We start from the raw sequence: 15748 nt of genomic DNA, 5'->3' as shown, positions 1-15748 counted from the left end.
TTTGAATAATGAAGAGAATTAAATGGGGTTATACTTTATAGGGTGATGGTTTCGAGATTATCATCATCATCGTCTGCTGAAGACTGATCAAGATTTAACCGGATGTATCGCGCCAGCTGTTCAATTGTTGCCAGCTGGAAGAAGGTCCTGACGTTCACTTCCACGCCAAATTGCCGGCGTACCGTGGAGGTAAGCCGTATCACCTGCAGCGAGTGGCCGCCCAGTTCAAAGAAATTGTCCTGTGCGCCTACTCTTCCCACGCCCAGCAGCTCTTCCCAGACAGCGGCCAGCTGAGCCTCTGTTTCGTTGCGAGGAGCGATATACGTTTGTGACGACCATCCCTGTACTTCATCCGGTGCGGGCAGCGCCTTACGGTCTATTTTACCATTGGCTGTCAGGGGCAGCTTCTCCAGCGGCACCAGCCAGGAAGGCACCATATATTCCGGCAGGCGGCCTTTCAGGAACGCATATACGCTGTCGCGGTCGTAAGTATCCGTCGTCACGATATAAGCCGCCAGTTGTTTGTGTCCCTTACGATCTGCACGGGCCACTACCACCGCCTGCTGCACCTGTTCATGCAGTTGCAGCGCATGTTCTATCTCACCCAGCTCTACGCGGAAGCCACGTACCTTCACCTGGTCGTCCATGCGGCCGAGATACTCCACGGTCCCATCGGGGAGCCAGCGACCCAGGTCGCCGGTACGGTACATTCGTACCGCCATTCCCGTAATAAACGGATCGGGGATAAATTTCTCGGCGGTCAGCTCCGGCCGTTTGAGATATCCTCTGCCCACGCCTACGCCTGAAACGCAGACCTCACCGGGCACACCGGGCGGGCATAACTGCATGGCTTCATTCACCACATAGATGTTGAGATTTTGTATCGGATATCCCAGCGGGATATTGGACTGCACCGGCGCCTCATACATAATGTAGTGGCAGATATCATCCGATGCTTCTGTGGGGCCATAGGCATTTACCACCGGAATACGGTTATATTGCTCATGTTGGAACCATTGTACCAGCACCTGCTGACTCACCGCCTCGCCCGTTACGAGCAGGAATTCCAGGTGCTCCAGTTGCACCGGAATATCTTCCTGTAAAACCGTTGCCAGATAAGACGGTACCAGTTCCAGAATGGTCACCTGCTGATGGTCTACCGCCCGCATCAGCTGCTCCGGTTGCAGGATCGTTTCTTCTGAGTAAATGATGGTAGTACCGCCACAAAGCAGCGCTGCCAGCATTTGCCATACGGAGATATCGAACGTATAGGAAGCCGTAAAGGCAATCACCGTGCGATGGTCCAGCCGGAGGTCATTCACTTTTGCATAGAGATGGTTCAACATGCCCCGGTGTTCTATCAGCACGCCTTTGGGCTTGCCGGTGGAGCCGGAAGTGTAGATGATATAGGCCAGGTCCGCAGGAGACGGCAACAACAGGGAGCCGTTTACAGGCTGACGGAACAGTTCCCCGCGACGGTCATCCAATGCGATGACATGCGCGCTGGTGATGTCCGTTATTTTTTCTTTTAATAGCAGGCTGCTCAACACCACCGTGGCTTCCACGTCTTCCAGCAGGAAAGCGATCCTTTCTGCCGGATAGGCGGTATCCACCGGCACATAAGCACCGCCCGCCTTCAGGATACCCAGTATACCGATCACCATCTCCGGAGAGCGCTCTATGCAGATAGGTACGGGCATGTCTTTTTTCACACCAAGACTTTGCAGGTAGTGTGCCACCTGATTAGACCGCTCTTCGAGCGCACGATAGGTGAGCTCCGTTTCTCCGAAGATGATAGCGGTGGCATCCGGCATCACAGCAGCTCTCTCCCGGATAATAGACACCGCGGTCTTATCCTGCGGGAACGGCACTTTGCGGCTGTTCAGCGTATCGGTGAGCAGTACCCTTTCTGCTGCGGTGAGTATATCGAGTTGATGTAATTGTAAATTATCGTTAGCTGTCATCTGCAACAGCACCTCTTCAAAATGCCCGCGGATAGCGGAGATATAGGTGCCTGACACGAGGTCGGCATTATAACGCAGGGTGATGCGGATAGTATCTGACACGGCGGCCAGTATTTCCAGCGGCAGGTTGGTCTGTTCATGTACCACAATATTCTCCACGCCCAATGCGCCTTCCTGCGCAGCCATCATTTTACTCACCGGATAATTTTCATATACCAGCAGGCTGTCAAACCAGTCGCCGGTAATACCAGTCCAGCGTTGCATATCATCCAGCGGCGTATACTGGTACTCGCGGCATTGCAGCTGTGAGGCCTGCAAATCCTGCAGCCACGCGGTCACCGGCCTGGCAGGATCGATCACGGCGCACAAAGGCAGGGTATTGATATACATCCCCACCGCCTGCTCCACGCCAGGCAGCCCTTCCGGCCTGCCAGACACGGTGATGCCGAAGGTAACTTCCCGGCGCCCGGTATAGCGATATAACAGGTACGACCACACGCCCTGTATAATGGTATTAGGCGTGATACGGTGCCTGTGTGCAAATCGGTTGATATGACGGGTGGCGGCTTCGTCCAGCTCCAGCAATGCCTGCCGGTAGCTACCCACGCCGGCATTACGCGCCTCCGCTGCGCCAATAAAGGGCAGCAAGGTGGCGTCTGTAGCATCTTTGAGATAGTTACGCCAGAAAGTTTCCTCCTGCTCTTTGTCCTGACGTTCCAGATACCGGACATAATTTTCGTAGCGGTCTTCTGTGAATGCCGGCAACGGCGCCTGTTTCACCACGGCTTCGTATATCCGTAACAGATCTTCCAGTATCAGCGGTAATGACCAACCGTCAAACAAAATATGATGCGAAGTCCATACCATCCGGTGACGATGATCATCCAGACGGACAAGTGCCAGCCGCATCAGTGGTGGGTGACTGAAGTCAAACCCTTTGTGACGGTCCGCTTCCAGATAAGCAGTCAGTTCTTCCTGCTGCTCCTCCGGCCTAAGGCCACGATAATCCTGCAGGGTGACCGGCAGCTGCACATCCTGATAAACGCCTTGCACCGGAATGCTGAATTCATCGGCATGAAAGCCGCTACGTAAGGCGGTATGCCGCTGCAACAAGAGGTTCCAGCTTTGAATGAAGGCCGCTTCGTCCAGGCGCAACAGGTCGCAGGTAAACTGCTCCATATAGGCGTTGGAATTTTCATCGTACAACGCGTGAAACAACATGGCTTCCTGCAATCCCGTGAGCCGGTATAGGCTGCTGATCCTGCCACGGCGGGCAGTGGCATCCAGGAAAGCGTCCAGTTCTGCTACCTTGATTTCGCGGCCCAGGCCAAAGTCAGACGGCGTAAACGCAGCCTCACGGCGGTCCGCACAGTGGGCGATCAGCGATTCCAGATGACCGATATAGGCAGCGGCCATTTTTTCCAGGGCAGCCGCCGTAAAATGCCGGAGGCTGTATTTCCAGCGGAGCACCAGCTCTCCATCCTGCACCAGGCTATCCACCGCAATTTTCTCTGTCAGCGGGAAGTCCTTACCGATAGCAGCTCCCGGAGATGCTGTGGCCATACGGAGCAATCCATCGGTCGCGGTGATATTGCCGGTCTGACCCAGGTAGTTAAACACCACGTCCCATGGATCGTTGCCCTGTAAGGTTGTTTCCTGTTGAAGGTATTTTAACACGCCATATCCCAGGCCTTTGTCCGGCACATTGCGCAACTGTTCTTTTACCGTTTTCAGTCGATCTCCGATACTACCTGTACCGGTGGACAGTTTCACGGGATAGAGGCTGGTAAACCAGCCTACGGTACGACTGATATCTGTTGTTGCATCGATGGTTTCACGACCATGGCCTTCCAATCCGATGGTGACATGATCTTCGTTATTCCATTCCTGCAGCGTCATGGCAAGCGCACATAACAACAGGTCATTTATCTCTGTATGATAAGCTTTGGGGACATCCTGCAACAGACGGCGTGTTTGGCCGGCATTCAATCGCACTACGTGGTTGGCCGTATCACTGATGGTCACCACCCCTTCAAAATCCTTATCACTTAGTAGTGGCGTAAATCCTGCTGTGGCCTGTTGCCAGTATGCCAACTGCGCCTGCACTTTAGGACGCTGACCGTAGGCGGTCAATAGCTCCTGCCATTGGCGGTAGGAATTGCTCTTCAGCGAAAGCGGTGTGGCAGCCTGTTTCAACAGTTGCTCCAGGTCCTCCAACAGGATACGCCAGGACACACCGTCGATCGCCAGGTGATGCACCACGATCAGCAGTCGGTTATGAGAAACCGTATCCAGTGTGGTCATCAAAACAGTTCGTACCACAATGCCCTGTTCCGGATGCAGGCTACGTTGATAATGCTCAGCATGGGTCGTGATTTCCGCCGGTAACGTGTCCGTTGTCTCCTCCCGTAGATCAATCACTTCCAGCGTACCGCTGTGAGTGCCGTACGTTTGTTGCCATTGATGGTGGTGCATAGCGTAAGTAAAACGCAACGCATCATGATGCTGTATCAGCTTTTCTATCGCAGTTTCCAGCACATTCGCGCTTACCGTCTTGTCTACTTCCAGCAACAGTGCCTGGTTAAAATGTGTTTCCCCAGAGGCGTTGGCGGTATGGGCAAAGTACCAGTGTTGTATGGGCAACAACCCACTGGCGCCTGTCAGCAGGCCTTGCTCCGCGTGACTATCCGGCGTATCCTGTTTAGATGCCAGCATCACAGCAAGGCCGGCGATGGTCTGGTACCGGAACAGATCGGCCGGATGCAGGTTCAGCCCTGCTTTTCTGGCCCTGCTCACCGCCTGGATCGTGATGATAGAATCTCCGCCCAGTTCAAAGAAGTTATCGTATATCCCTACCTGTTGCACATTCAGCAGGTTTTGCCAGATGGCGGCCAGTTGGGCTTCTGTCTCGTTACGAGGCGCTACAAAGGCATTTCCGCTCAGTGTATCCGTATCCGGTACAGGCAGCGCCTTTTTATCTACCTTGCCATTAGGGGTTAATGGTATGGCAGCTATCTGAATAAATTGTACCGGTATCATGTATTCCGGCAACCTGTCGCGCAGGAAGGCAGATAACGTTTCCCGGTCCGGCAGCTGGTCACCGGTGAGGTAAGCCACCAGCCTTTTGTGACCGGCGCTGTCGGCTTTAACAGCCGTCACCGCTTCGCGTATGTCCGGATGTTGCAGGAGCGCGTTTTCAATCTCTCCCAGCTCTATGCGGTAGCCACGCAGCTTCACCTGATCGTCGATACGACCGAGGTAGGCGATGTTACCATCGGCCAACCAGCAGGCCAGGTCACCGGTGCGGTATAGTTTGCCGTTGTTACCGGAGAAGGTATCGTCAACAAATTTTTCCGCTGTCAGGGAGGGATTGTTCAGGTATCCGTTGGCTACTTGTATGCCACCGATGAACAGTTCCCCCGGCACGCCCACAGGTACGGGACGACGGGCACTATCGAGTATATAAGTCTGTACGTTAGTCAATGGTTTGCCGATAGGCAGCATTTCTGTGCCTACCGTCTGTTGTGGCTGGAAAAGATAAGCTGTAGCGACGACCGTTGTTTCCGTAGGACCGTATTCGTTATAGAAGTCCACATGCGGCGCCCAGGTGGCCGCCAGTTGCAGGCTACACGCCTCCCCGCCGGAGACCACGCGGCGCAGCGCGCCGTAGTTGCCCGGTGTAATGGATGCCAGGAAGCCGGGCGTGGTGTCCAGATGGGTAATTTGCTCCTGTTCGAGCAGCAGCTCAAACTCCTGCCGGTCCAGCCGCAGCGCCTCAGGAATCAGCACCAGCACGGCGCCGTTTACCAGCGGCAGGAACATCTGCTCTACCGATGCATCGAAGCAGTAGTTGGAAAACTGCAACACCCTATCAGTAACGTCTATACTAAAATCATGGCTGCGGTGTACGATGAAGTTGACAATCGCAGCGTGCGGGATCACTACACCTTTGGGGACGCCGGTGGAACCGGAAGTATAGATGACATAGGCCGTATCCTGTGGCGTGGCTGCCGTTATCGTATAGGCCTCCCCTGCCGGGTTGTGCCAGTCGTCAGGCAGCAAGAGGTGCGCCTGCGGCGGGAATAAATGAGTATGCTCTGATGTGGTCACTATCAACCGGTGCCCTCCCAGGTCTTCCAGTATGCGCCCGATACGTTCAGCCGGATGCTGCGGGTCCAGCGGCACGTAAGCCCCGCCGGCTTTCAGAATACCGAGGATGGCCACCATCATGTTCAGGGAGCGGTCAACACACAGCGGTACTAACGTGCCCGCCCCAACGCCGTGGCGCGCCAGTTGCGCCGCCAGTTGACCGGCGCGTTCGTTCAGCTCCTGATAGGTCAATGCCGTATTCCCGAATACCAGCGCGGTAGCGGCAGGCGTACGTTTGGCCTGGTCTTCAAACAGGTCCGCCAATGTTTTACCCGCTGTTTCCGGAGCTGCCAGGCGGGTTTGGTTAAACCCATGCAGCAGCAGCGTTTCTTCTTCCTCCCCCAGTATCCGCAGCGAAGCGATACTGGCTGCCGGCGCGGCCACCAGGCTGCGCAGCAGTTGCTCAAAGTGCTGCATCATCCGATCGATGGTATCAGGCACATACAGGTCCGTGCAGTATTCCACGCTGCCCCGAAGGCCTTCTGCCGTATCTTCCAGCGTAAAGCTGAGATCGTATTGTGTAGTAGTGTACGACAATGGTTCCGCTGCCAGCTGCAAGCCTTCCAGTTCCAGCGACGCATTCTCCGGCATATTCTGCAGGGTGAACATCACCTGAAACAGCGGACTTCTGCTGAGATCGCGCGCTTTCACCACCGCCTCCACTACTTTTTCAAAAGGTATTTCCTGATGCTGATAGGCGTTCAGTGTCGTTTCTTTCACCGCCGCCAACAGGCTGACAAAGGACTGTTCTCCCTCTACATAGGTGCGTAACGCTAATGTATTGATGAAGAAGCCGATGAGCGCTTCTGTTTCCTGTCGCGTACGGCCAGCCACAGGGCTGCCCACACAGATATCTTCCTGACCGCTGTAGCGGAATAACAGTACTTTAAAGGCCGCCAACAGCGTCATAAACAAGGTAGCTTCCTGTTGCCGGGCCAGCGACCGCAGATCGGCCGTCAACTGCTGGTCCAGCCGGAACCAGGAAACGGCGCCGCGGTTCCGCTGTACCGCCGGACGGGAGAAATCTGTCGGTAACTGTAACGTCTCTACGTCGCCCAGCTTTTCTTTCCAGTAGTCCAGTTCCAGCGCCAGCACGGTATCCGTCAGATAACGCCGCTGCCAGATGGCATAGTCCGCATACTGCAATGGCAGCGCCGGCAGCGTGCTCACTTCCTGATGTACAAAAGACCGGTACAGGTCCACCAGTTCTTTCACGATGATGGAAGAGGACCATCCATCGGACGCGATGTGATGAATCACGGCCACCAGCACATGTTCCGTAGGCGACAGCACCACCAGGTGCGCGCGTAGCATATGGTCTTTAGCCAGATCAAACGGTGTTTGTACCTGCGTATGTATCAGTGACGACAATGCCAGCGGATCCTCATGGTAAACCGGTTCGTCCGTCACCGTTAGCTGCCACTGATCACGGTCCAGCAGCCGTTGCCAGGCGACACCGTCTTCCTGTGCAATGACCGTCCGGAGTATTTCATGGCGATTGATAATGGTTTGCAGGGCAGATGCCAGCGCCACTTTGTCCAACGTGCCTTTCAGCCGCAATACCACCGGAATGTGATATTGCACGCTGCCCTCCAGCTGGTCGATAAACCACAAACGTTCCTGGCTAAACGACAGTGGTACTCTTTCCGGCCGGGAAACTGCTTCTACCACGGGCAATACCGGCGTAGCATGCTCCTGTCCGAGGAGATGCGCCGCCAGCAGCGCCACGGTAGCATGGGTGAACACCGCTTTCACCGGTAGTTCCAGCTGCAGCTGTTTGCGGACCGCCGCCACCAGCCGCATCGATAAAAGTGAATTACCACCCAGGGCAAAGAAATTATCGTTGACGCCTACACGGGATATGCCCAGAATATGCTGGAAGATATTCGCCAGCACCTGCTCGGTTTCATTTCCCGGAGCCACATAGGCTGCTGCGGCCAGGAAGGTTTCATCCGGCGCCGGCAAAGCCTTCCGGTTGATCTTCCCGCTGGCCGTGAGCGGCATAACAGGGAGTGGTATCAGGATGGCCGGCACCATGTATTCAGGGAGACGGCGCTTTAGTTCATCCAGCACCGCAGCACGATCTATTTCACCTGCCGGCACTACGTAGCCGATCAGGCGCTTGCTGCCGTCAGCGGCATCTCTTGCCACTACCACCGCTTCGCTGACCTGTTCGTTTTCCAGCAACACGCTTTCTATCTCTCCCAATTCAATCCGGAATCCTCTGATCTTCACCTGATCGTCTATCCTGCCGGCGTACTCTATGTTACCATCAGGCAACCAGCGGCACCAGTCGCCTGTTTTATACAGACGGCCCTCACGGAAAGGATCTACTACGAATTTCTCCGCTGTCAGGCTTTCTCTGTTCAGGTATCCACGGGCCACCTGTATGCCGCCGATATGAAGTTCTCCAAAAACGCCCGGAGGCAATAAGCCACCGGTTTTATCGAGGATATATAGTTGTGTATTAGCAACCGGCTGACCGATAGATACTATCTCATTTTCGGCCAGGTCATCCGGTACCTGCCAGCAGGTAACGTCGACGGCTGCCTCCGTAGGCCCGTAAAGGTTATAGAGCCCCGCATACGGGATCTTTTCGTGGAAGAGGCTTACGTGCTGTGGCTTCAGCGCTTCCCCGCTACACAGCACCCTTTTCAGCCCCGGCACTTCATCGGGGGTCACATCTTCCAGGAAGATATGCAGCATGGAAGGTACAAAGTGAATGGTGGTAATACCGTAACGGTCGATAGCCGTTTTCAGGTAACCGGTATCTTTCTGTCCTTCCGGGATGGCCATTACCAGTCGTGCTCCGCAGATGAGCGGCCATAGCAGCTCCCATACGGACACGTCGAAACAGAAAGTTGTCTTCTGCAGAATAGCATCATCTCCGTTGAGACCAAAATATTTCTGGGTCCACAACAAGCGGTTTACCACGCCTGCATGTTCGTTCATCACACCCTTCGGTTTGCCGGTGGAGCCGGAAGTATAGATCACATACGCCAGCTGTCCCGGCCGGATTACCTGCGCCGGCGCAGTATCCGGGTAGATGCCCAGTACAGGCCGTATTTCATCCAGCCGTACCACCCCGGTGAAATTGTCCGGTATCGCATGGAAACCGGTATGATCAGTGAGAATTATATCCGCATTGGTATCTTCCAGTATATGTAATATTCTTTCTTCCGGATAAGTGGGATCTACCGGCACATAGGCGCCACCAGCTTTCAGAATAGCCACAATAGCGATGATCATATCGAGTGATCGTTCGAGGCAAACCGGCACTAACGTTTCCGAGCCTACGCCTTTACTATTCAGGTAATTCGCCAGCTGATTGGTGATGTCGTCCAGCTCGCGGTAAGTAAGACTGGACTGTTCGTCCACCACGGCAGTCAACAAAGGCGTGCGGCTCACCTGTGCAGCAAAGAGGTCTACCAGTGTCATTTGTTCGGGCCAGGCGACGGCCGTATCATTGAAGGTATGCAGCAGCTGTTGCTCCGAGGTTGTCAGCCATGGCAGCTCATGCAACTGGCTGGCTGCATTTTCCGGCAGCTGTGTCAGCAATGTTTCAAAATGCCCTGCAATGGCTTGCAGGTAATGCTCAGGCAGCAGATCAGTATTATAACTGAAACGGATATGGATAGTTTCTCCGACGCCCACCAGCAGCGTAAGCGGATAATTGGTTTTCTCCTGTACCGCTACATTTTCAATCTGCAACTGCCATGACTGTGCCTCAATCACTTTGCTGACAGGATAATTTTCGAATACCAGCAGCGTGTCAAACAAATCACCGGCAATACCGCACCAGTGCTGAATAGTATCCAGTCCGGTGTGCTGGTATTCGCGGCTCTGCAACTGGCCCGACTGCAACTCCTGCAGCCATGCTCCCAACGTTTTATCAGTAGCCACTTCCGCATGCAAAGGAATAGTATTGATGTACATGCCCACCCGTTGCTCCACGCCGGACAAATCTTCCGGACGGCCGGACACCGTTACGCCGTAAGTAACGTGTTGCTGTCCGGTGTAATGATGCAACAGCAATGCCCACACGCCCTGCATGAGGGTATTGACCGTAACATGCTGTTGATGGGCAAAAGCATTGATCTTTGTTGTCTGCGTTTCATCCAGTCGCAGGATATGATCTTTATATAGACCGGCCTCACGGGTACGTTCTGTCCCTGAGCGCACGAAAGGCAGCAACGTCGCATCTTCCACGCCTTCCATATACCGCCGCCAGTACTGTTCTTCTTTTTCGTCATCCCGTTTTTCCAGATAACGGATAAAGTCTTCGTAACGGTCTTCCGCTCCTTCCGGCATGGGCAAACCATTTACCGCAGCTTCATAAGCATGCAGCAGGGATTCCACCAAAACCGGCACCGACCAGCCGTCAAACAGGATGTGATGGAAAGTCCATAACAAACGGTAACGGTCCTCCGTTAATTTGATCAACGCGATGCGCATCAGCGGAGGCGTTTTGAAATCGAAAGCCTGCCTGGCATCCGCGGCGGCGAATGCTTCCAGGGCCTGTAGGCGTTCTGTTTCGTCCATTCCGCTGTAGTCCAGCAGTTGGAATGGCAACACCGCTTCTTTAAAAACGCCTTGTAGCGGGATGGCCGCTTCATCACTGAAGAACGCGGTGCGCAGGATCGTATGCCGTTGCAGAAGATGCTCCCATGCGGCTTTGAAGGCATCCGGCTGTACGTTGAGGACGTCGCAGCCAAACTGCTCGATATAAGCACCGCCAGCCTGATCATACAGGCTGTGGAATAACATGCCTTCCTGCAGCGCGCTTAAGCGATACAGTCCGGAGACCTGCGCACGCCGCGCAATACCGGTGTGGGCAGCATCCAGAAAAGTGTCCAATTCGTTGATGGTCATAATACCCTGCAGTCCATAGTCTGAGGGAGATACCAGGGTTGTTTCCTGTGACAGACAATCCGCCATCAGCAGTTGCAGCTGCAGGATAAAATCGTCGGCCAGCGCCTGTATCTGTTGCGACTGAAAGTGTTGCTTGCTATAAGACCAGATCAGTATCAGCGAACCATCACTAACGATACTGTTGACACCCAGTTTTTCCTGCATCACATAATTCTCTCCTACACCGGGACCAGCAGATTCTTCTACCAAACTCAACAGGCCATCTGTTCTCACAACACGGTCCGATTGCCCGAGGTAATTGAATACAATATCCCATGGGTCGTTGCCTTGCAGAGAAGGAGTTCGCAGCAGTTGTTTTAGTACACCGAAGCCGATACCTTTATCCGGAACGGCGCGTAGCTGCTCTTTGACAGCGCGCAACACCGCACCAGGCGACTGTTGCTGTCCGATTTCCAGCAGCACGGGGTATAAACTGGTGAACCAGCCTACCGTACGACTGATGTCCATGCCGCCAATGTCATGCCGGCCATGGCTTTCCAGTCCTATACAAACACGGTCGGCACTATTCCATTTACCTACCGCCAGTGCCAGCGCACTTAAGAGTATATCATTGATTTCGGTATGATAGGCCTGCGGGGCATGTTGCAATAAGCTTCGCGTCAAACCGGCGTCCAGCCTGGTCTCTATGTTGTCAAATTCAGCAATGGTCAACTTACCTTCAAAAGACGTCCCTTCTTTGAGGGTAACCTGACGACCTTCCACATTGATCTTTTCCCAGTAAGGCAACTGCGTCGTCAATCGTCGTTGACCAGCATATGCCACCAGTGCTTCATACCACTGACGGTAAGAATTTCCTTTATCGAGCTGTAAGCCCGTTGTTTCTTCCTGCAACAGTACTTCCAGGTCTTCCAGTAAAATACGCCACGACACGCCGTCTACCGCCAGGTGATGCACGATGATCAACAAACGGTTATGCGCCTCCGTATCCGGCGTTTGCAACAGCACAGCGCGCACCAGTATACCTTTGGTGATATCCAGCGAGCGGTGTACCGTACGGCTATACGTAGTAATGTGGTCTGCCAATGCCTCTTCAGGCACCGCACGCATATCTTCCACCGTCAGGCCGGCTTCGTAGGTACCGTATGTCTGGCGCCAGCCATTTTCATCTGTATGGTATACAAAACGAAGCGCGTCATGATAACGCACCAATGCCTTGATAGCAGTCGACAACCGGGCGGAAGTTATCTTCTTATCGATTCCCACCAACACACTCTGGTTGAAGTGATCAACCGCAGCGTTGTTATCAAAGAACCAACGCTGTACCGGTATTAGTCCGCTCTCTCCTGTCAGCAAGCCCTGTTCACCGGTCACCACCTGTTCCCTGTTTTCGGACAACAATATTTCCAGCCGTTCAATGGTCTGGTACTGGAAAAGATCACGGGGATGTAGTCTGATGCCGGCTTTTCTCGCCCTGCTGACTACCTGTATGGTGATGATGGAATCGCCGCCCAGCTCAAAGAAATTATCGTATATGCCTACCTGAGAGACGCCCAACAACTCCTGCCAGATCTGCGCCATATCGCGGCCTGCTTTGGTGCGCGGCGCCATATAGCCGTGGGTAGACAAGGTGTTCATTTCCGGCTCGGGCAAAGCTCTTTTATCAATTTTGCCGTTGGCAGTGACCGGAAATTTATCCATCGGCACAATGACCGAAGGCACCATGTATTCCGGCAGTTTCGCTTTCAGGTAACTGACCAATGGATCTTTATCGAAGGTACCGACCGGCACGATGTATGCCACCAGCCGCTTGATACCTATGTCATCTGTTTTAACGACCACCGCCCCCTGCGCCACTTCAGGATAAGCCAGCAATACACTTTCCACCTCCCCTGGCTCTATGCGATGCCCCCGGATTTTCACCTGGTCATCAACACGGCCCTGATACATGATATTGCCATCCGGCTGCCAGCGGGCACGATCGCCGGTGCGGTAAAGTTTTTCTTCCGGATTGTTACTAAAAGGATGAGGAATAAATTTCTCCGCTGTCAGCTCCGGGCGATCGAGGTAACCAAGCGACAACCCCGCTCCGCCTACATACAATTCTCCCGTCACACCTACCGGCACCAGTTGCAACGCAGCATCCAGCACATAGGCAGTACGGTTATTCAGCGGCAGGCCTATCGGTATATTAGCCGCCAGCTTGCTGGTATTGATATGGCAGCATACCGAGAAAGTGGTATTCTCCGTAGGGCCATAACCGTTAATAATATTGATATCGGGATACATGTGCCGGAAGCGTTCCACATGTTTTTCAGACAGTTTTTCACCGCCCACAAGGATATCCGTCATCCGGGCGAAGACGCTGATGTCGGTATCCACCAACTGATTAAACCAGCTCGCGGTCATAAACATACAGGTCACCGCCTTGCTATAGAGTTCCTGTTTAAAAAAGGTACTGTCCAGCAGACTATTGCCGGCGCTGAGCGCCAGGCGGCCACCATTCAGTAAAGCGCCCCAATACTCAAAGGTAGTGGCGTCAAAAGCCAGCGATCCTGCGGAGAGCATCGTGGTGTGGGTACCGAGCTTAACATAGTTCGGTTGCAGCACGAGGCTGGTCACATTGCGGTTTGTTACCAGCACCCCTTTGGGTTTGCCGGTAGAACCGGAGGTATACATCACATAGGCCAGATCATTGGCTGATGGCGGATTTTCCGGGGCGGTATCCGGCTGCCCGGTCAACAACACCGGCAGCTGGTCTGCCAGCACTAATTCCTTGTCTGGCCGCTCTTGCAGAAAGCGGTCATGGAAGTCTGTCGTCGTCAGCAGCACGCTGCTGCGGCTTTCATCCAGCATAATACGCAGCCGCTCTGCCGGATAGGCCGGGTCCAGTGGCATGTACGCCGCGCCGGCTTTCAGGATAGCGAGGATGCCCACCATCATATCGATGGAACGTTCCATACAAACCGGAACGATACCGCCCTGCCGCACGCCTTTGCCGCGCAGATAATGCGCCAGCTGATTAGACAATGTTTCCAGTTCACCATAAGACATCACCGCGTCACCATACAACAACGCCACCGCATCGGGTGTCTGCTGCGCCCACGCAGAGAACAGCGCCTCAATGGACTGGTCATCGGCATAAGCAACAGCAGTATTATTGAAGGTTGTCAGTGCCTGCTCCCGCTCTTCGGCAGAAAGTAAGGGTAACAAGTGAACAGGTTGATCAGGTGTCAACAAGACATTTTTTATCAGCAGCTGCAAATGCCCAATCATCCGTTCTATGGTTGACGCATCAAACAGATCGGTGCAGTATTCCATTCTGCCTGCAAAACCGCTGGTTGTCTCTTCAAAAGAACAGGTCAGATCAAACTTCGTAGTGGTGTGTGCAGTGTCCATGGTGGAAAACGTTACACCCCCCAACTCCAGTTCAGGTGCTGCCGGTGCGTTCTGGAGCACAAACATCACCTGAAACAGCGGATTTCTGGCCATATCCCTTTCTTTCACCACGGCTTCCACGATCTTCTCAAAAGGCAATTCCTGATGATCGTATGCCGCAAGCGTCGTTTGTTTTATCTGCTGTAACAGGGTATTGAACGAAGGTTGACCGGACAGATCACTGCGCAATGCCAGTGAATTGATAAAGAACCCGATCAGGTTATCGGTCTCTTTTCTTGTTCTGCCGGCGACGGGCGTGCCTACGCAGATATCTTCCTGGCCGGTATAACGATACAGCAGTACTTTAAAAGCTGCCAGCAACGTCATAAAAACAGTAACGCCCTGTTGCCGGGAGAATGATTTTACCTTGCCGGCCGTATCACGGTCAAGGGTAAACGTAGTAATAGCGCCACGGTCACTCTGCACGGCCGGTCGTGGGTAATCCGCCGGCAGGTCCAGTACCGGGGTACCGGAGAGTTTATCTTTCCAGTAGCCTAACTGCATGGCCAGTGTGTCGCCGGACAGATATTGACGCTGCCATACGGCATAGTCGGCATATTGTATTTCCATGGCGGGCAACTGCGCATCGCTACCGGACACGCCGGCCTGATACAGCTCCACCAGCTCCCGCACGATGATGCCGGTTGACCAGCCATCTGCCGCGATATGGTGCATGACTACCACCAGTATGTATTCACCGTTGCCCGGTGTGATCAGGCTGGCACGCAGCATATGATCGGTCGCCAGATCAAAGGGATTATCGATAATCGTTTGTATGGCCTTTTCCAATGCCACGGCATCATGATAATATTCCGGCGCCGTGATGATATCCATTTGCCAGGCATCCTGATCCAGCACCAGCTGAGAGGCCACCCCGGCGGTATCCCTGAACACGGTGCGCAGCACTTCGTGCCGGTTAACGATCGCGCGCAGCGCCTGTTGCAGTGCGTCCACGTGCAGGTCGCCTTTCAGCTTCAGCACGACAGGAATATGGTATTTAACACTCCCTTCCAGCTGGTCAATGAACCAGAGCCTTTCCTGGCTAAAGGAGAGCCGTACGCCGGCGTGGCTGGCGGCAGCGCCGGGTGTGATTGGCGCCATCTCTGCGGAGATAGACTGGTGCAACCACGCTTTGATATCGTCTCTGTGCAGCTTAATCTCTTCCAGCAGTTCCGGTGTGATACCTGCATCTTTCGGTGTCCGGAATTTGATTTTACCATCTTCCAGAAAAAGTATGACTCCCTGTGCCCGGGCCTTTGCCACTACCGCTATTGCCTTGTTAAAATTAACCTCAATCATATGTTGTATTTATAATACCAGTAAATGTT

Annotated in this window: 1 protein-coding gene; it reads right to left on the bottom strand. The window is 53.8% G+C overall.

Annotation, left to right across the window (positions count from 1 at the left end; all coding sequences use genetic code 11):
- Positions 1–35: 35 nt before the first annotated feature.
- Complete coding sequence (locus ICL55_RS03635; protein WP_188094674.1) at positions 36–15719, bottom strand: non-ribosomal peptide synthase/polyketide synthase; 15684 nt, start codon at positions 15717–15719, stop codon at positions 36–38.
- Positions 15720–15748 lie beyond the last annotated feature (29 nt).

Source organism: Chitinophaga varians, from assembly GCF_014529945.1.
GTDB classification, from domain to species: Bacteria; Bacteroidota; Bacteroidia; order Chitinophagales; family Chitinophagaceae; genus Chitinophaga; species Chitinophaga varians.
Note: the sequence above shows the minus strand (reverse complement) of the source record. Positions and strands in the feature narration are given on the sequence as shown.

Bases quoted from the DNA above. Each gene is read 5' to 3' on its own strand.
- ICL55_RS03635 (WP_188094674.1), bottom strand. From the start codon at position 15,719: ATGATTGAGGTTAATTTTAACAAGGCAATAGCGGTAGTGGCAAAGGCC.